This window comes from Sphingomonas sp. BK235 (assembly GCF_004345855.1).
Lineage (GTDB): Bacteria > Pseudomonadota > Alphaproteobacteria > Sphingomonadales > Sphingomonadaceae > Sphingomonas.
The window spans coordinates 327668-345784 of sequence record NZ_SLXN01000004.1 but is presented as its reverse complement, the minus strand read 5'-3'; the positions used below and the strand labels follow the sequence as shown (position 1 = coordinate 345784).

Annotated in this window: 15 protein-coding genes; 10 read left to right on the top strand and 5 right to left on the bottom strand. The window is 70.4% G+C overall.

Annotated elements, in window-relative coordinates:
* The first annotated feature begins 97 nt into the window (after positions 1–97).
* The 3 genes from EV292_RS13405 to EV292_RS13395 all read left to right on the top strand — a co-directional run bounded on the left by EV292_RS13405 (position 98) and on the right by EV292_RS13395 (position 5204).
* Positions 98–778, top strand: coding sequence for a DUF1013 domain-containing protein (locus EV292_RS13405; protein WP_132909715.1), 681 nt, complete (start codon positions 98–100; stop codon positions 776–778).
* Positions 779–1214: 436 nt separating this feature from the next.
* Positions 1215–1985: a 3'-5' exonuclease gene (locus tag EV292_RS13400; RefSeq protein ID WP_132909714.1), complete on the top strand. Its 771-nt coding sequence runs from the start codon at positions 1215–1217 to the stop codon at positions 1983–1985.
* Between the two features lie 246 nt (positions 1986–2231).
* Complete coding sequence (locus EV292_RS13395) at positions 2232–5204, top strand: TonB-dependent receptor (protein WP_132909713.1); 2973 nt, start codon at positions 2232–2234, stop codon at positions 5202–5204.
* 10 nt (positions 5205–5214) lie between these two features.
* Here EV292_RS13395 and EV292_RS13390 read toward each other — a convergent pair whose 3' ends face one another.
* The 5 genes from EV292_RS13390 to EV292_RS13370 form a co-directional block, all read right to left on the bottom strand.
* Positions 5215–7311 carry a malate synthase G gene (locus EV292_RS13390; protein ID WP_207913427.1) on the bottom strand — a complete coding sequence of 699 codons (2097 nt, stop codon included), beginning with the start codon at positions 7309–7311 and terminating at the stop codon, positions 5215–5217.
* A 43-nt stretch (positions 7312–7354) separates the two neighbouring features.
* Positions 7355–7969: a DedA family protein gene (locus EV292_RS13385; protein ID WP_132909711.1), complete on the bottom strand. Its 615-nt coding sequence runs from the start codon at positions 7967–7969 to the stop codon at positions 7355–7357.
* A gap of 19 nt (positions 7970–7988) precedes the next feature.
* Positions 7989–8948, bottom strand: a complete 960-nt coding sequence (gshB, locus tag EV292_RS13380) for a glutathione synthase (RefSeq protein WP_132909710.1) — start codon at positions 8946–8948, stop codon at positions 7989–7991.
* Positions 8949–9029: 81 nt separating this feature from the next.
* Positions 9030–9704 carry a hypothetical protein gene (locus EV292_RS13375; protein ID WP_165927105.1) on the bottom strand — a complete coding sequence of 225 codons (675 nt, stop codon included), beginning with the start codon at positions 9702–9704 and terminating at the stop codon, positions 9030–9032.
* A gap of 431 nt (positions 9705–10135) precedes the next feature.
* Complete coding sequence (locus EV292_RS13370; protein ID WP_132909708.1) at positions 10136–11167, bottom strand: quinone-dependent dihydroorotate dehydrogenase; 1032 nt, start codon at positions 11165–11167, stop codon at positions 10136–10138.
* Positions 11168–11455: 288 nt separating this feature from the next.
* Here EV292_RS13370 and EV292_RS13365 point away from each other — a divergent pair, with 288 nt between their 5' ends.
* From EV292_RS13365 to EV292_RS13335, 7 genes are all read left to right on the top strand, one after another.
* Positions 11456–11887 carry an SUF system Fe-S cluster assembly regulator gene (locus EV292_RS13365; RefSeq protein ID WP_132909707.1) on the top strand — a complete coding sequence of 144 codons (432 nt, stop codon included), beginning with the start codon at positions 11456–11458 and terminating at the stop codon, positions 11885–11887.
* 1 nt (position 11888) lies between these two features.
* Positions 11889–13352: a Fe-S cluster assembly protein SufB gene (gene sufB / locus EV292_RS13360; protein ID WP_132909706.1), complete on the top strand. Its 1464-nt coding sequence runs from the start codon at positions 11889–11891 to the stop codon at positions 13350–13352.
* 162 nt (positions 13353–13514) lie between these two features.
* A complete protein-coding gene (gene sufC / locus EV292_RS13355) occupies positions 13515–14258 on the top strand; it encodes a Fe-S cluster assembly ATPase SufC (protein ID WP_132909705.1) in 744 nt (247 codons plus the stop codon).
* 229 nt (positions 14259–14487) lie between these two features.
* Complete coding sequence (locus EV292_RS13350; RefSeq protein ID WP_132909704.1) at positions 14488–15555, top strand: SufD family Fe-S cluster assembly protein; 1068 nt, start codon at positions 14488–14490, stop codon at positions 15553–15555.
* A 487-nt stretch (positions 15556–16042) separates the two neighbouring features.
* Complete coding sequence (locus EV292_RS13345) at positions 16043–17263, top strand: cysteine desulfurase (RefSeq protein ID WP_132909703.1); 1221 nt, start codon at positions 16043–16045, stop codon at positions 17261–17263.
* 25 nt (positions 17264–17288) lie between these two features.
* Positions 17289–17759 carry an SUF system Fe-S cluster assembly protein gene (locus EV292_RS13340; RefSeq protein ID WP_132909702.1) on the top strand — a complete coding sequence of 157 codons (471 nt, stop codon included), beginning with the start codon at positions 17289–17291 and terminating at the stop codon, positions 17757–17759.
* Positions 17759–18112, top strand: coding sequence for an iron-sulfur cluster assembly accessory protein (locus EV292_RS13335; RefSeq protein WP_132909701.1), 354 nt, complete (start codon positions 17759–17761; stop codon positions 18110–18112). Before EV292_RS13340 ends, EV292_RS13335 begins: the two co-directional genes overlap by 1 nt.
* Positions 18113–18117 lie beyond the last annotated feature (5 nt).

Here is an 18117-nt window from a genome sequence, read left to right as displayed (position 1 = left end):
AGCGTGCTTGCCCTCGCGCGCGCCACGCACTAAGTCGTTGGGCAACAGGCGGCCGCTCCGGGAAGGGGCGGCCCTTTGCATTTATGGAGTATCCCGCATGGCCCAGCCGCTCATGCCCCACGCCACCGCCTCCTGGCTGGTCGACAATACCGCGCTCTCGTTCGAGCAGATCGCCGACTTCTGCGGGCTGCACATCCTCGAGGTGCAGGCGATCGCGGACGACACCGCCGCCACCAAGCTGACCGGGCGCGACCCCGTCCGCGCGCACGAGGTGACGCAGGAGGAGATCGACAAGGCGCAGGCCGATCCCGCCTATCGCATGAAGATGACCAAGGGCCCCGACCAGGTGCGCCGCACCAAGGGCCCGCGCTACACGCCGGTCAGCAAGCGCCAGGACAAGCCCGACGGCATCGCCTGGATCATCCGCAACCACCCCGAGATCAGCGACGGCGCGATCGGCAACCTGATCGGCACGACGCGCACGACGATCGCCGCGATCCGCGACCGCAGCCACTGGAACATCGGCAACATCACGCCGAAGGACCCGGTGACGCTCGGCCTCACGACGCAGCGCGAGCTGGACGCGGCGGTGGCCAAGGCGGCCAAGGCGGCGGGGATCGAGCAGCAGGCCAATGACCCGCGGCTCGACGGCGACCGCGAGGCGCTGATCGCCTCGCTCCGCGCCGAGCGCGAGCAGGCCGCGCGCGACGCCGAGGCGGCCGAGGCGGGCGAGCTGCGCGGCCCGGTGTCGCCGTTCGAGGACCCGTTCCGGCGCTGAGCTGAAGGGGCGGGGCGGCAGCGCGGCGCGGCGCCCGCCGCCCCGCCGCCCGCTGGTAACCGAGGCGCTCACCTCTCTCCCTGCCGTCATCCTGAACTCGTTTCAGGATCCACTCGTCCGCACGCGCCGGTGCGTGTGAGTACGACTTATCTCCTCCCGACCGTCACCGTGCTCCGGCGAACGCCGGAGCCCACGGCCACCGACTCCAGCCCGCGAGTACCGGGCAGCGTGGAGCGAGCCGCCTCCAGCGACACGCGCGGCTGCCGCGGCGAGGGCCATGCTCGCGGCACCGTCGCGCGTCGCCACCGCCGCCGGGAAGCGCTGCCCGGTGGATCCTGAGACGAGCTCAGGATGACGGCAGTGAGGAAGCGACATGCCCACCGCCCCCTACCTCACGCTGGCATTCCCCGCGCCGCCGCCCCACATAGCGCGGCACATGAGCTACGCCCGTCGCCCGCAGCCGCAGATCGTCCGCGTCATCGACCTCGAGACCACCGGCTCGGCCCCGCCCGCGCACGCGGTGTGCGAGGTCGGCTGGCAGGATGTCGCGCTCGGCGCCGACGGCCGCTGGGAGCTGTACGGCGAGGGCGGCAACATCCTCGTCAACCCGGGCCGGCCGATGCCCGCGATCACCCAGGCGGTGCACCATATCCGCGACGAGGACGTCGCCGACGCGCCGTGGTGGCACGATGTCGCGCGCCAGGTGCTCGATCCCTATCCGCGCCGCGTCGCGCTGGCGGCGCACCGCTCGGCGTTCGAGGAGCAGTTCTGCACCCCCGCGCTGACCCATGGTGCCGACTGGATCTGCACGTGGAAATGCGCGCTGCGGTTGTGGCCCGACAGCCCGAGCTTCTCCAACCAGGTGCTGCGCTACTGGCGCAAGCCCGCCGGGCTGGAGCATGAGCGCGGGCTGCCCGCGCACCGCGCCTTCCCCGACGCTTATGTCACCGCGCACCATTTGCGCGACCAGCTCAACGAGGCCTCGGTGGCGCAGCTGATCCAATGGACCAGCGAGCCCGGGCTGCTGCCGCGCGTCCGCTACGGCCCCGATCGCGGCAAGGAGTGGCGCGAGATCGAGGAGGAGAGCCTGGTCAAGTTCCTCACCGACCGCGACCCCGACGTGCGCTACACCGCGGAGACCGAGATGGCGCGGCGCCGCGGCGGCGGCCATGTCGGGCGGATGACGCCGCAGGAATTGCTGCTCTAGCGGCCGGGGCGCCGCCCCCGCCGCGACCACGGTCGCGCACCCATATCCCGCGTCTATGCCGCTCCCAACCCTCGGAAACGACACGGCGCTTGACGCTTCCGGTCGCGGCGCTTCACCTTCACCGCCGTTACCCGACCGCCCGGCGCGCGAACGACCGAGGCCGCGGGCGCGCGCAGCGAGGGCGACGTCTGGTCCCACCGGGCCGGGCGCAACGCATCGGCCCGGTCAGGGTCATAGGGGGCAGAGATGACAGAACAGCGGCAGTTCGGGCGCGGCGCGCTCCTCGCGGGATGGGCCGCCGGCGCGCTCGCGGCGGCGCTCGCGCTGCCCGCCGCGGCGCAGACCGCCCCCGCGACGCCCGCGGCGGGCGAGCTCGCCGCCGCGCAGGTCGACCCCGCGCCGACGACCGACGCGGGCAGCGCGAGCGACGTGGTCGTCACCGGCTCGCGCGTGCTGCGCAGCGGGTTCGAGGCGCCCACGCCGCTCACCGTGCTGAGCCAGGAGGAGATCCAGAACGGCTCGCCCAGCAACAACATCGCCGACTTCGTCAACCAGCTGCCCGCACTGGCCGGCTCGACCCGGCCGGCCAATTCGCGGCTCAATCTCAGCAGCGGCCAGGCCGGGATCAACGCGCTCAACCTGCGCAACCTCGGCGAGACGCGCACCCTGGTGCTGCTCGACGGGCGCCGCTCGGTCGCCTCGACGATCACCGGGCTGGTCGACGTCAACACCATTCCCCAGGCGCTGGTGAAGAGCGTCGAGGTCGTCACCGGCGGCGCCTCGGCGGCCTATGGCTCGGACGCGGTGGCGGGCGTCGTCAACTTCGTGCTCGACAAGCAATATGAGGGGATCAAGGTCAGCGCCGACACGGGCATCACCGACAAGGGCGACGGGTACAATTACTCGCTCGCGGTCACCGGCGGGCTCAGCTTCGCGGGCGGGCGCGGGCATCTCGTCGTCAACGCCGAGCTGGCGCATCGCGACGGTATCTTCCAGGTCGACCGCGACTGGAACGCGACCGGCTATGTCCGCATCCAGGATCCCAGTTGGACCGCGACCAGCACCACCCCGCAGTTCCTGATCCGCCGCCAGGTCGGCGCCGCCAATTCGACGCCCGGCGGCATCGTCACCGCCTCCTCGGGGGGCACCGCCAACCGGCTGCGCGGCTATTATTTCGGCGCGGGCGGCGCGGTGCAGCGCTACAATTACGGCGCGCTGACCTTCCCCGCGCCGGGCGGCAGCGCGGCACCGACGCTGACCCAAAGCGGCGACTGGCAGGTCAACGACACCGGGCGCCGCATCGGGCTCGACCCCGAGGACGACCGCCACGGCGTGTTCGCGCGCGCGGGCTTCGAGGTGGCCGACGGCATCGAGCTGTTCGCCGAGGGCTCGTACAACCGCCAGCGCGTCTTCTTCAACGCCGGCCCCAACCTCGCCACCGGCATCACCTATCAGAGCGATAACGCCTTTCTCCAGAACACGCTCGGCCCCGCGCTGCTGAGCGGGATCAACACGGTCACGGTCGCCACCTCGGCCGCGGACCTGCCGTTCCGCGCGGTCGACAACCGCCGCGAGGTGCAGCGCTACGTCATCGGCGCGGAGGGCAAGACCGAGGCGTTCGGCCGCCCCGCCACCTGGAACGTCTATGGCCAGTACGGGCGCGCCGACCTGCGCGAGCAGCTCCGCAACATCATGAACCTGGCGCGGATGAACGCCGCCACCGACGCGATCGCCGCGGGCGGCACGATCGCCTGCCGCGTCAACACCGACGCCAACCCGGCCAATGATGCGCCCGGCTGCGTCCCGCTCAACCGGCTCGGCGTCGGCGTCGCCGATCCCGCCGCGGTGCGCTACGTGCTCGGCGATCCCTATCGCGACGAGGTGGTGGAGCAATGGGTCACCGGCGCCAACGTCGCCTTCAACCCCTTCGCCACCTGGGCGGGCGACGTCAGCCTCGCGCTCGGCGCCGAGTATCGCCGCGAGAAGATCCGCGGCTTCGTCCCCGCCGAGTTCCAGCCGACCGTCACCCAGACCAGCACCGCCAACGCCTGGTCGGTCGGCAACTACCTGCCCACCAACGGCGACTATGACGTGAAGGAAGCCTATCTCGAGACGGTGGTGCCGCTCGGCCTCGGGCTGGAGGTCAATGGCGCGGCGCGCGCGACGCGCTATTCCACCGCGGGCTATGTCACGACGTGGAAGGCGGGGGCGACGTGGCGGCCGGTGGAGGACATCCGCTTCCGCGTCACGCGCTCGCGCGACATCCGCGCGCCCAACCTCAACGAGCTGTTCCAGGCGGGCGCGGCCAACAGCGATTCGGTGCGCAACCCGGCCTATACCAGCGACGGCGCCAACGGCCCCGCGACGTTCAGCTACTCCGCCACCGTCACGGGCAATCTCAACCTGCGCCCCGAGAAAGCCGATTCGTGGAACGTGGGCGCCGTGCTGACGCCGCGCTGGCTGCCCGGCTTCAACCTGTCGGTCGACTATTTCCGCATCGACGTCGACGACGCGATCAGCAGCTTCAGCGCGCAGGCGATCATCGACCTGTGCCAGCAGGGGCAGACGCAATTCTGCACCGCGATCAGCGACGATCCGATCCGCTCCACGCCGACGCAGCCGTATAAATTGTTCCGCAGCCAGCCGTTCAACGCGGCGCGCCAGCTGGTGCGCGGGGTCGACATCGACGCCTCCTATCGCGTCGCGCTCGACTCGCTCGGCATGACCGCGCCGGGCGCGCTGACGCTGCGCGGCGTGGCGACGCGCTACATCGACAATCTGCTCGACAGCGGGGTGCCGGGGCAGCCGGTGCTCAACTCCGTCGGGGTCAACGGCGGGCAGGCGACCACGCCCAAATGGATCTATCGCGTCAGCGCGGGCTATGACGGACCGGGCTTCTCGATCACCGGGATCGGGCGCGGGGTGAGCGCGGGGCGCTATGTCGCCAACGGCATCGAGTGCCAGACCGGCTGCCCCGCCTCCACCACGCTGTTCCCGACCTATGACGAGAACCGCGTCTCGGGCCTGTTCTACGCCGACCTCAACCTCACCGCCAAGGTGCCGATGGCGGGGGCGGAGGCGCAATTGTTCGTCAACGTGACCAACCTGTTCGATCGCTGGCCGATGCTGCTGCCCGAGACCGGGCTGGCGGCGAACAGCACCTACAGCGATCTGCTCGGCCGCGCCTTCCGGCTGGGGATCCGCCTCCAGACGCGGTGACCGCGCGCGCTCATCCCGCGCGCTTGGCGGCGCGGCGGAAACGGTGGAGCAGCGGCTCGGTATAGCCGCTCGGCTGCGCCGCGCCCTCGAACACCAGCGCGCGCGCCGCCTGGAAGGCGAGGCTCTCCGCCTCGCGCCCCGCCATCGCGCGATACTGCGGGTCGCGCGCGTTCTGGCGATCGACCTCGGCGGCCATGCGGCGCAGCGCTGCCTCCACCTCCGCCGCCGAGGCGACGCCGTGGTGCAGCCAGTTGGCGAGATGCTGCGCGCTGATCCGCAGCGTCGCGCGATCCTCCATCAGCGCCACGTCGTCGCGATCGGGCACCTTGGAACAGCCGACGCCCTGCTCGACCCAGCGCACCACATAGCCGAGGATCCCCTGCGCGTTATTCTCCAGCTCGGCGCGGATCGCCGCGGCGTCCATGGCGACCGCGGCGGGTGCCAGCGGCGGGGTGAGCAGCGCGTCGAGCGACGCCACCGGCTCGGCCGCGCGCGCGCGCTGGCGCGCGGCGACGTCGACGCGGTGGTAATGCGTCGCGTGGAGCACCGCCGCGGTGGGGGAGGGCACCCAGGCGGTGGTCGCGCCGCTCAGCGGGTGTGCGATCTTCTCCGCCAGCATCGCGGCGAGGCGATCGGGTGCGGCCCACATCCCCTTGCCGATCTGCGCGCGTCCCGCCATCCCGCAGGCGAGCGCGATCTGGACGTTGCGATCCTCATAGGCCGCGATCCACGGCGTGTCGCGGATCGCGCGCTTGGGCACGATCGCGCCCGCGTGCATCGCGGTGTGGATCTCGTCGCCGGTGCGATCCAGGAAGCCCGTGTTGACGAACATCACGCGGTGGCGCAGCGCGTGGAGACAGGCGGCGAGATTGGCCGAGGTGCGGCGCTCCTCGTCCATCAGCCCGAGCTTGACCGTATGGCGCGGCAGATCGAACAGCGCCTCCACCGCGTCGAACAGGGCGTCGGTGAAGGCGGCCTCGTCGGGGCCGTGGAGCTTGGGCTTGACGACATAGATCGCGCCCGCGCGGCTGTTGCGCCCCGCGCCCGGCCCGCGCAGATCGTGCAGCGCGCACAGCGTCGCCACCAGCGCGTCGACGATCCCCTCGGGCGCCTCGCTGCCGTCGGGCAGCACCACCGCGTCGGTGGTCATCAGCAGCCCGACATGGCGCACCAGCAGCAGCGCGCGCCCGGGGAGCACCAGCGTGCCGCCGTCCCGTGCGACGTAGCGGCGGTCGTCCGCGAGCACGCGCCGCACCGGCTCGCCCGCCTTGTCGAAGCGCGCCTCGAGCGTGCCCTGCATCAGCCCGAGCATATGGTCGTAGGCGGCGACCTTGTCGGCGGCATCGACCGCGGCGACCGAATCCTCCAGGTCGCAGATCGTCGTCGCCGCCGCCTCGACCAGCACGTCGGCGAGCCCCGCGGGGTCGTCGCGGCCGACCGGATGCGCGCGGTCGACCACCAGCTCGAGGTGGAGCCCGTGGTGCCGCAGCAGCCAATGGTCGCCCGCGCGCCCGACGAGCTGCGCCGGATCGGCGAGCGCGGGGGCGTCGCCGCGCCAGTCGCGCCAGCTCCCCGTGGCGAGCGGCACCACCGCGTCGAGGAAGTCGCGCACCCAGCCGACCACCAGCGCGCCGCGCGCCGCGTCATAGCCGGGCACGTCGCCGACGGGGGCGAGCGCGTCGCTGCCGTACAGCGCGTCGTACAGGCTGCCCCAGCGCGCGTTGGCGGCGTTGAGCAGGAAGCGCGCGTTGAGGATCGGCACGACGAGCTGCGGCGCGGCGAGCGAGGCGATCTCGGGGTCCACGTCCGCGGTGGCGATCGTGAACGGCGCGGGCTCGGGGACGAGATAGCCGATCTCGCGCAGGAAGGCGCGCTGCGCGGCGGGGTCGGGCGCGGGATGCGCGTCGTGCCAGCGGTCGATCGCCTGCTGGAGCCGCGCGCGCTCCGCCAGCAGCGCGCGGTTGCGCGGTGCGAAGGCGGCGAGGATCGCGGCGGCGCCGTGCCAGAAGGCCTCCGCCGTGACCCCGCTGCCGGGCAGCGCGCGCTGCTCGACGAAGGCGACCAGCTCGGGGGCGACGCTCAGTCCGGCGCGCTCGATCCTCTCCATCCTCTCCCTTTCCGGCCCGCTCGGCCCCGAAGTCGGCCCCGTCTCAGCCGCCGTCGCGCCCCGCGCGCGGCGACCAGGTCGCGACGCGATAGGCATAATAACCGAGCGCGATCACGGTCAGCGCGATCCCGACCGGGCCGACGTAGCGGTCCAGCTCGGCGAAGCGGCTGCCGAGATAGAAGCCCGCGCCCGCCAGCACCGCGTTCCAGATGATGCTGCCGAGGAAGGTCATCACCAGGAAGCGCCCGACCGGCATCGCCGCCATCCCGGCGGGCAGCGAGATCATCGTGCGGAAGGTCGGCAGGAAGCGGAACACGAAGATCACCCAGCCGCCGTGATGATGGAAGAAATGCTGGACGCGCTCGACGTCGCGCCATTCCATCGTCAGCCAGCGGCCGTGGCGCTCGACGAAGGGGCGGAAGCGCGCATAGCCGACGCGCCGCCCGATCACGTACCAGAAGACATTGCCCGCGGTGGTGCCCGCGGTGCCCCATAGCAGCAGCGGCACGATGTCCATCTGCCCGCGCGCCACCGCGATGCCGCCCAGCCCCATGATCACCTCGGACGGGATGGGCGGGACGATATTCTCCAGCGCCATCAGCAGGAAGATCCCGAGATAGCCGCCTTTGACGATCCAGCTGACGATGAAGTCGGTCACGCCGGGAGCAACCGCCCGGTCAGCGCCCGCGTTCCGCGTGGCGGCGCTCGATCGCGTCCCAGATGAGACCGGCGACATCGGTGCCGTCGAACCGTTCGATCGCGACGATGCCGGTGGGCGAGGTGACGTTGATCTCGGTCAGCCACTCGCCGCCGATCACGTCGATGCCGACGAAGATCAGCCCGCGCCGCTTCAGCTCCGGCCCGAGCGCGGCGCAGATCTCGCGCTCGCGCGCGGTCAGCTCGGTCTTCTCGGCCGAGCCGCCGACCGCGAGGTTGCTGCGGATCTCGCCCGCGCCGGGCAACCGGTTGATCGCGCCCGCCACCTCGCCGTCGACCAGCACGATGCGCTTGTCGCCCTTGGCCACGTCGGGGAGGAAGGCCTGGACCATGTGCGGCTCGCGCCAGGTCTGGTTGAATACCTCGATCAGCGCGGAGAGGTTCTCGCCCTCGGCGCCGACGCGGAAGATCGCCTTGCCGCCGTTGCCGTGGAGCGGCTTGACCACGATCGCGCCGTGCTGGCGCAGGAAAGCGCGCGCCTCGTCGAGCGAGCGCGTCACCAGCGTCGGCGGCATGAAGCGCGCGTAGTCGAGCACGAACACCTTCTCGGGTGCGTTGCGCACGCTGGCGGGATCGTTGACCACCAGGGTGCGGTCGGCGACGCGCTCGAGCAGATGGGTGGCGGTGATATAGCCGAGGTCGAACGGCGGGTCTTGGCGCATCAGCACCACGTCGGCGTCGGCGCCGAGGTCCAGCGCCACCGGATCGCCGAAGCGATGATGGCCGCCCGCGACGCGCTGCACCGTGACCGGGCGCGCCGCGGTCCAGAGCCGGCCGTCGGACCAGTTGAGCTGGTCGGCGGTATAATGGAACAGGCGATGCCCGCGGCGCTGCGCCGCGAGCATCAGCGCGAAGGTCGAATCGCCCGCGATGTTGATCTGCTCGAGCGGGTCCATCTGGACCGCGACGGTAAGGGACATCGGCGACACCCGCGCTGTGGATCAGGCGGCGGACTTAGGGACGCCGCCGCGGCTTGTCACGCGCGCGCGGTGTTCGGGACGTCATGGATTCAGCACGAGCGGCGCCGCGAGCAAGCGATGGATCACGTCGAGCTGCTCGGCATCGATCGTCTCGGGCAGTGAGCCGCTCACCGATTGCGACACGACGCGGATCGACGTGCCGCGTCCGAGCGCGGTCGCGGTCAGCCTCCACCGACCGTCCGGCGCGCGGGCGAAGGTTCGTACCAGGCGCGCGTCGCCGATCGTGGGCGCGTCGTCAGGCACATGGAACTGGACGATCTGACTGAGCGGCTGGGTATAATCGGTCACCTCCACCTCGTGCCAGTGACCCTCGCAGCGGAGCAGCAGCGCCAGACCGTTGTAATGATGATCGCTGATCCGCTCGACGCCCTGCGGATGAATGCCGGTAACGGCGCACCCGGGAGACAATGCTGCCAGCGGGCGTTGATCGAGATAGCTCACCATGGCAGCGGCACGCGCGGCGCGCGTCAGCGCCTGGAACCGATCTCTCACCTTCTCCCAAGATTCCACGGAATCTGCCGTTACCGCCGTGGGGTGATCTATCCGGCTCGATAGCTTGGGAACGTGCCGTAATGCCTCCTCCGTCATCTCCTTCACATCTCTCTCGCGTCCATGCGGGTCACCCTGGTTGGGTGACGGCGTAGACAATGTCGCCGCAACAGCCTGCAATAAAATCGCTAATGATGCTGGCGTCATCTCGCATCCATCCACTCGACATATTGCAAGCTGTTGCGCTTGGAGATGGGCTCTGACCCATTTTGACTCTGGGTGCTATACCTACAAAGCATCCTTCCGGCGGATGCGGAATACTTTTGCATTGGCAAAAGATTGTAGATTACTGTTACTTTTCGATAAGACTCAGTTACCTGCAAGAGAGAAGGAAAATCATCAATACAATCTTGCCGGTTGAAAGGTAAGGTAAGATTCTATCCGTGAACGATTGCGTAATCGACGCAGATCATTGACGATCCCAGACCGGGTCCGTTTTCCCCGGCATGACAGCGACCGATGTGTGTCAGGATCGCAAGCCGCTCGCCCGTTCACGCTCCCAGCTATCGGCTCACGATACGTCGACGCACCACATCAGTGCCGTCCGAAACCCGATCGTGACGCACCCTGTGTCCCGCTCACGCCCCCACCGCATCCGCGACACGCGCGAAGCCGTCGCGCGCGAGGCATGCCGCCAGCTCGGCGACGATCCGCCGCGGCAGCCCGGGGCCGTCGTAGATCAGCGCGGTGTAGATCTGCACCAGGCTCGCCCCGGCGCGGATCCGCGCATAGGCCTCCGCCCCGCTGTCGATCCCGCCCACCGCGATCAGCGGCAGCGCGCCCCCGCTCGCGCGGCGGAAGTCGGCGAGCCGCTCGGCCGCGAGCGAGCGCAGCGGCGCCCCCGACAGCCCGCCCGCCTCGCCCGCCTGCGCGCTGCGCAGCGGCGGGCGGCTCACCGTGGTGTTGCCCACGATCAGCGCGTCCACGCCCGAGTCGAGCGCGGCGCGCGTGATCGAATCGATCAGCGCGATATCGAGGTCGGGCGCCACCTTGAGGAACAAAGGCGTGGCGCCGCGCGCCGCGACGCAGGCGGCGAGCAGCTCGGCGAGCGCGGCGCCCTGTTGCAGGTCGCGCAGCCCCGGCGTGTTGGGCGAGCTGACGTTGATCGTCACATAGGCCGCCACCGGCGCCGCGGCACTGACGCCGGCGATATAATCGGCCACCCGGTCGGTCGCGTCCTTGTTGGCGCCGACGTTGATGCCGAGCACCCCGCCGTGGCGCCGCGCCGCCGCGGCGCGCGCGACCCCCGCGGCGAGCCCGCCGTTGTTGAACCCCATGCGGTTGATGATCGCGCGGTCCTCGGTGAGCCGGAACAGCCGCGGGCGTGGGTTGCCCGGTTGCGCGCGCGGGGTGAGCGTGCCGACCTCGACCGCGCCGAAGCCGAGCCGCATCAGCCCGGCGATCGCGCGCGCGTCCTTGTCGAGCCCGGCGGCGAGCCCGACCGGGTTGGGGAAGTCGATCCCCGCGACTCGGGTGGGCAGGTGCGGCATCACCCCGCCGAACGGCGCGCCCGCGGCACCCCAGCGGGCGAGCGCGCCGAGCGCGACCTCGTGCGCGCGCTCGGGCGGCAGCGCCAGCGCGGCGCGGTGAAGCAGATGGTTGATCGCCATGGCGCGTCTCTCGGCGCCCGGGGCCGCGAGATCAAGCGCGCAGGATTGTAAGGATTCGACACTGAAGTGGATGAATCATCCAATCCTTTCGCGACGAGTCGTGTGCATAACGCGACTGCGACCCGAAGGGCTTCCGATCGGAAGTTCTTTCCTCCAGGGCCCGGCAGCCTCTGCCGGGCCCTTTTTTTGCGCCGCGCGCGGTTGATTTCGTGCGCCGGGCCGGCCACATGGCAATCGGATCGATCTACTCCGATTTGAGAGTCGATCGCAACTGCTTAGCTGGGAACGATGCGCCTCTCGAGCCTGACCGATTATGCCGTGGTGCTGCTCACCGCCGCCGCGCGCCACTGCGGCGGGCTGGCGCGGATGAACGCCACGTCGCTCGCCGAGGAGACCGGCGTGCCGCTGCCGACCGCGCAGAAGCTGGTCAGCCGGCTGGCGGCGGCGGGGCTGATCGACAGCACGCGCGGCACCGGCGGCGGGATCCGGCTGGCGCGCCCGCCCGCGACGATCACGCTGGCGGACGTGGTCGAGGCGGTGGAGGGGAGAATCGCGCTCACCGCCTGCGTCGACGCCGCCGAGCATGACTGCGCGATCGAGGGCAATTGCCGCGTCAAGCCGCATTGGAACGCGGTCAATCAGGCGGTGCGCGACGCGCTCGCGGGGGTGACGCTGGCGTCGCTCGCCGCCGCGCCCGAACAGATGAAGGTTGAGGCATAACATGGCCACGAAGAACGCCGAGGCCCATGCGGCCGTCGCCAAGAAGTATGAGTGGGGCTTCGCCACCGACATCGAGCAGGACTTCGCGCCCAAGGGGCTGAGCGAGGACACGGTCCGCTATATCAGCGCCAAGAAGAACGAGCCCGAGTGGATGCTCGACTGGCGGCTCAAGGCGTTCCGGCTGTGGCAGACGATGCAGGCGCCCGACTGGGCCAAGCTCAACGTGCCCCCGATCGACTATCAGGACGCCTATTACTACGCCGAGCCCAAGCAGAAGAAGACGATCGCCTCGCTCGACGAGCTCGATCCCGAGATCCGTCGCACCTACGAGAAGCTCGGCATTCCGATCGCGGAGCAGGAAGTGCTCGCCGGCGTCGAGGGTGCGCGCAAGGTCGCGGTCGACGCGGTGTTCGACTCGGTCTCGGTCGCGACCACCTTCCGCGAGGAGCTCAAGGCGGCGGGCGTGATCTTCCTGTCGATCAGCGAGGCGATCCGCGAATATCCCGATCTCGTCCGCAAGTGGCTGGGCAAGGTGGTGCCGCAGCGCGACAATTACTTCGCGACGCTCAACTCGGCGGTCTTCTCGGACGGCACCTTCGTCTACGTGCCCGAGGGCGTGCGCTGCCCGATGGAGCTCTCCACCTATTTCCGCATCAACGCCGAGAACACCGGCCAGTTCGAGCGCACGTTGATCGTCGCCGACAAGGGCGCGTACGTCAGCTATCTCGAGGGCTGCACCGCGCCGATGCGCGACGAGAACCAGCTCCACGCCGCGGTGGTCGAGCTGGTCGCGCTCGACGACGCCGAGATCAAATATTCGACCGTGCAGAACTGGTATCCGGGCGACGAGAACGGCGTCGGCGGCATCTACAATTTCGTCACCAAGCGCGCGCTCTGCCAGGGTCGCAACAGCAAGGTGAGCTGGACCCAGGTCGAGACCGGCTCGGCGATCACCTGGAAATACCCGAGCTGCGTGCTCGCGGGCGAGAACAGCGTCGGCGAGTTCTACTCGGTGGCGGTGACCAACAACCGCCAGCAGGCCGACACCGGCACCAAGATGATCCACCTCGGCAAGGGCTCGCGCTCGACGATCGTGTCGAAGGGCATCTCGGCGGGGCGGTCGGACAATACCTATCGCGGGCTGGTGCGCGTCGCGCCGACCGCGGAGGGCGTGCGCAACTTCACCCAGTGCGACTCGCTGCTGCTGTCGGACCAGTGCGGGGCGCATACCGTGCCGTACATCGAGGTGCGCAACCCCTCCGCGCAGATCGAGCATGAGGCGACGACCTCCAAGATCAGCGAGGACCAATTGTTCTACGCGATGTCGCGCGGGCTCGACGCCGAGGCGGCGGTGGCGCTGATCGTCAACGGCTTCGCGCGCGAGGTGCTGCAGCAGCTGCCGATGGAGTTCGCGGTCGAGGCACAGAAGCTGCTGGGGATCTCGCTCGAGGGCTCAGTGGGATGACGTTTCGTCCTTCCGTCACCCCGGACCTGTTCCGGGGTCCAGCCGTCGGCGCGCCTGACGGTCGGTAGGGTAAGCGGAAGGGTGGATCCCGGAACACGTCCGGGATGACGATGGAATATGGCAACGACCTTCTCGCGCGAGAGAAGGGCTTCAGGAATGACGATGCTCACGATTGACAACCTTCACGCCGAGATCGACGGCAAGCCGATCCTCAAGGGCCTCACGCTTCAGGTGAACGCGGGCGAGATCCACGCGATCATGGGCCCCAATGGCGCGGGCAAGTCGACGCTCGGCTACGTGCTCGGCGGGCGCCCCGGCTATGAGGTGACCGCGGGTTCGGTCACGTTCAACGGCGAGGACCTGCTCGAGAAGGAGCCGCACGAGCGCGCCGCCGCGGGCGTGTTCCTCGGCTTCCAATATCCGGTCGAGATCCCGGGCGTGTCGAACGTCCAGTTCCTGCGCGAGAGCCTCAACGCGCAGCGCGCGGTGCGCGGCGAGAAGCCTTTGTCGGGGGCGGAGTTCCTCAAGGTGGCGCGCGCGCAGGCCGACGCGCTCGGGCTCCAGCAGGACATGCTCAAGCGCCCGGTCAACGTCGGCTTCTCGGGCGGGGAGAAGAAGCGCAACGAGATGGTGCAGATGGGGATCATCGATCCCCAGTTCGCGATCCTCGACGAGACCGACTCCGGCCTCGACATCGACGCGCTGCGCGTGGTCGGCGACGGCATCAACCGCATCATGCGCCGGCCGGACAAGGCGGTGCTGCTGATCACGCATTACCAGCGGCTGCTGGATTATGTCCGCCCCGACCGCGTCCACGTGCTGGCGGACGGGCGCATCACGCGCTCGGGCGGGCCGGAGCTGGCGCAGCAGCTCGAGCGCGAGGGCTATGCCGAGGTGGCGGCGTGATGAGGGGGTTCACGCGAAGCCGCGAAGACGCGAAGAGTTTTGCGCGCAGAGACGCGGAGGCGCAGAGAGGTCTGAATCTGCCGCGCCAGCGGCTCTCCCTCATAACGTCGGAGATGATGAGGGCGCGCTGCCGCGCGCGAACCCTCTCTGCGCCCCTGCGTCTCTGCGCGAACAACAATCTTCGCGTCTTCGCGGCTTCGCGTGAACCAACAGGACAGGGAGAAGCCGCATGAGCGTGCTCGACCTTCCCACCAACCGCGAGGAAGCGTGGCGCTGGGCCGATCTCGGCGGGATCGCCGCGGCCGCCGCGCTCGCGCCGGTCGCGCGCCCGGACGCGCCGTTCCTCGACCTGCCCGGCGCCAAGCTCCTGTTCGTCGACGGTGAGCTGGACGAAGGCGCGAGCGAGCTCCACCGCGTCAGCGTCGGCGCGATCGCTCCGAGTGACCACCCGCTCGGCCGGCGCGCCGCGCGCGGCTGGACGCTCCGGCTCGACGCGCGGGCGGTCGCCGACCCGGTCCAGGTCGTCCATGTCGCCACCGGCGCGGAGAACCATCTCGGCGCCGCGATCGAGCTGGGCGACGACGCGGTCGCGCAGGTGGTCGAGAGCTTCGTCGGCGCGGGCTGGTCGAACCGCTTCACCAGCGTCCGGCTCGGGCGCGGCGCGCGGCTGTCGCGCGCGGTGCGGCTGACCCAGGCGGCGGGCTTCGTCTCGCTGCGCGACGAGATCGTGCTCGGTCAGGCGGCGAGCTTCGTCGGCACTGTGCTCGCCGCGGGCGACCAGGGCGCGCGCGTCGACGCCGCGCTGACGCTGGCCGGCGAGGGCGGCTATGCCGAGTTCGGCGGTGCGTTGCTGACGCGCGACCGGCTTCAGCAGGAGTGCGCGGTGCGCGTGCGCCACGCCGAGCCCAACGGCCAGTCGCACCAATTGTGGCGCGCGGTCGCGGCGGATCAGTCGCAGGCGAGCCTCGCCGCCGCGGTCGAGGTGGCACGCCACGCGCAGAAGACCGACGGCGAACAGTCGCTGCGCGGGCTGCTGCTCGACCGCACCGCGACGGTGAACCTCAAGCCCGAGCTGGAGATCTTCGCCGACGACGTCAAATGCGCGCACGGCGCGACCGTGGGCGAACTCGACGCGCGTGCGCTCTTCTACATGCAGAGTCGCGGCATCCCGGCGGCGCGCGCCAAGGCGCTGCTGACGCACGCCTTCGTGGCGGACGCGCTCGACCGCATCGCCGACGAGACGGTGCGCGCGGCGTTCGCGGCCGACGCCGCCGCGTGGCTGGAGCGCGCGCTGTGACGCTGTCCTACGCGCGGGTTGGGTGCGGAGGGGCTGGGGTGGCGACTTCCGGTTCCTCGAACGCCGGCGCGCGCGTGGGGCGCGGGCGACCCAATATTCGCCAGGGAAGCGAGGGGTGCCTCACCTCCACCCGTCATCCCGGACCTGTTCCGGGATCCATGGCCCCGCGTACCCAGCGGCCGATGCGCGCGCGGAACGATGGACCCCGGATCAAGTCCGGGGTGACGAGAGAGGAACGGCGGGCGGCGGTCCCCCACCGCCGCACGCTCTCCTCCCGACTCGATAACCGCGAGGGGAGTGACGCTCGTTCCACTCTCATCCGTCATCCCGGACGTGTTCCGGGATCCACCCGTCGGCGCCTCCAACGGCCTGAGAATGCAGCGCCCGGTGGGCCCCGGAACGAGTCCGGGGTGACGATCGTGGCGCGTCGGGCCGCGCGCCCCGCACCCTCCTCCCGACTCAACTTACGCAACATTGGGGAGCGTGCATGACCGTCCTGACCGCCGATCCCGCCGCGCGCCCGCTCGACGTCGTCGCGGACTTCCCCGCCATCCCCGCCGGCTGGGCCTATCTCGACACCGCCGCCACGGCGCAGAAGCCGCGCGCGGTGATCGACGCGATCACGCGCGGCTACGACACCGATTACGCCACCGTCCACCGCGGCGTGTACCAGCGCTCGGCCGACATGACCCTGGCCTATGAGGCCGCGCGCGAGACCGTCGCGCGCTTCGTCAACGCCACGGCCGACGAGATCGTCTTCGTCCGCGGCGCGACCGAGGCGATCAACCTCGTCGCCCAGTCGTTCGCGGGCACGACGCTGAAAGCCGGCGACCGCATCCTGCTCTCCACGCTGGAGCATCACAGCAACATCGTGCCGTGGCAGATGGTGGCCGAGCGCGTCGGCGCCGCGATCGACGTCGTGCCGCTCACCGCCGACCAGCGCGTCGACCTCGACGCGATGGCGCACATGCTCCGCCCCGAGCACAAGCTGGTCGCGCTCGCGCACGTGTCGAACGTGCTCGGCGCGACGCTCGACGTGCGCCGTGCGAGCGAGCTCGCGCATCAGGTCGGCGCGACGATCCTGATCGACGGCTGCCAGGCAGTGGCGAGGCTGCCGGTCGACGTGCGCGCGCTCGGCTGCGACTTCTACGTCTTCTCCGGGCATAAGCTGTACGGCCCGACCGGCATCGGCGTGCTGTGGGGCCGGCGCGCGCTGCTCGACGCGATGCCGCCCTATCAGGGCGGCGGCTCGATGATCGACCGCGTGTCCTTCGAGCGCACCACCTACGCTCCCGCGCCGACCCGCTTCGAGGCGGGGACGCCGCATATCGTCGGTGCGCTCGGGCTCGCCGCCGCGATCGGCTATGTGCAGGGGATCGGGCTCGAGCGGATCCACGCGCACGAGACCGCGCTGGTGGCGCAGGCGCGCGAGGCGCTCGGGCGGATCAACTCGGTGCGCGTGCTCGGGCCGGCGGACAGCGCCGGGATCGTCTCCTTCACGATGGAGGGGGTGCATCCGCACGACATCGGCACCATCTTGGACGAGTCGAAGGTGGCGATCCGCGCCGGCCATCATTGCGCGCAGCCGCTGATGGCGGCGCTGGGGGTCGAGGCGACCGCGCGCGCCAGCTTCGGCGTGTACAACGGCCCTGCCGACGTCGCCGCGCTCGCCGCGGGGATCGAGCGCGTGGCCCGGATCTTCGGATGACGGTTTTGGATAGGGACGAGGGACGATGAGCGACCCGATCAAGGTCGAGGAAGTCGAGACGGTGCAGGCACCGCCGCGCGCCAAGGTGTCCGACGCGGTCGAGCCCGCGGCCGGGGAGGGGCGCCAGCGCGACTATCTCGCCGGCTTCCTGGCGCAGCAGCCCGCCGGTGCCGAGGCGCCGCACGAGCCCGGCGGCGCGCTGTACGAGGGTGTGATCGACGCGCTCAAGGAGATCTACGACCCCGAGATCCCGGTGAACATCTACGACCTGGGGCTGATCTACGCGGTCGAGGTGACCGACGCCGGGCAGGCGACGGTGACGATGACGCTGACGACGCCGCACTGCCCGGTCGCCGAGTCGATGCCGGGCGAGGTGGAGATGCGCGTCGCCGCGGTGCCGGGGATCGCCTTCGCCGACGTCAACCTGGTGTGGGATCCGCCATGGGACCCGCAGAAGATGTCGGACGACGCCAAGCTCGAACTGGGGATGCTGTGATGTCCACCACGCTGCGTGCGCGCCCCGCCGCGCTGAACCTCACCGCGAGCGCGGAGGCGCGCATCGCCGCGCTGATGGCCAAGGCGCCCGAGGGCGTGATCGGGGTGAAGCTGTCGACGCCGCGGCGCGGCTGCTCGGGGCTGGCCTATTCGGTCGATTACGTCGAGGCGGCGAGCGCGATGGACGAGCGGATCGACACGCCGGGCGGGGTGCTGTTCGTCGACGGCGCGTCGCTGCTGTACCTGATCGGCTCGACGATGGACTGGGTCGAGGACGATTTCACCGCTGGGTTCGTGTTCAACAATCCCAACGCCAAGGGCGCGTGCGGCTGCGGGGAGAGTTTCACGGTGTGAGGGGG

Excerpts from the sequence above, each read along its gene's own strand:
- EV292_RS13405 (WP_132909715.1), top strand. The coding sequence starts at position 98 with ATGGCCCAGCCGCTCATGCCCCACGCCACCGCCTCCTGGCTGGTCGAC.
- EV292_RS13400 (WP_132909714.1), top strand. The coding sequence starts at position 1,215 with ATGAGCTACGCCCGTCGCCCGCAGCCGCAGATCGTCCGCGTCATCGAC.
- EV292_RS13395 (WP_132909713.1), top strand. The coding sequence starts at position 2,232 with ATGACAGAACAGCGGCAGTTCGGGCGCGGCGCGCTCCTCGCGGGATGG.
- EV292_RS13390 (WP_207913427.1), bottom strand. The coding sequence starts at position 7,311 with ATGGAGAGGATCGAGCGCGCCGGACTGAGCGTCGCCCCCGAGCTGGTC.
- gshB (WP_132909710.1), bottom strand. The coding sequence starts at position 8,948 with ATGTCCCTTACCGTCGCGGTCCAGATGGACCCGCTCGAGCAGATCAAC.
- EV292_RS13375 (WP_165927105.1), bottom strand. The coding sequence starts at position 9,704 with ATGACGCCAGCATCATTAGCGATTTTATTGCAGGCTGTTGCGGCGACA.
- EV292_RS13370 (WP_132909708.1), bottom strand. The coding sequence starts at position 11,167 with ATGGCGATCAACCATCTGCTTCACCGCGCCGCGCTGGCGCTGCCGCCC.
- EV292_RS13365 (WP_132909707.1), top strand. The coding sequence starts at position 11,456 with ATGCGCCTCTCGAGCCTGACCGATTATGCCGTGGTGCTGCTCACCGCC.
- sufB (WP_132909706.1), top strand. The coding sequence starts at position 11,889 with ATGGCCACGAAGAACGCCGAGGCCCATGCGGCCGTCGCCAAGAAGTAT.
- sufC (WP_132909705.1), top strand. The coding sequence starts at position 13,515 with ATGCTCACGATTGACAACCTTCACGCCGAGATCGACGGCAAGCCGATC.
- EV292_RS13350 (WP_132909704.1), top strand. The coding sequence starts at position 14,488 with ATGAGCGTGCTCGACCTTCCCACCAACCGCGAGGAAGCGTGGCGCTGG.
- EV292_RS13345 (WP_132909703.1), top strand. The coding sequence starts at position 16,043 with ATGACCGTCCTGACCGCCGATCCCGCCGCGCGCCCGCTCGACGTCGTC.
- EV292_RS13340 (WP_132909702.1), top strand. The coding sequence starts at position 17,289 with ATGAGCGACCCGATCAAGGTCGAGGAAGTCGAGACGGTGCAGGCACCG.
- EV292_RS13335 (WP_132909701.1), top strand. The coding sequence starts at position 17,759 with ATGTCCACCACGCTGCGTGCGCGCCCCGCCGCGCTGAACCTCACCGCG.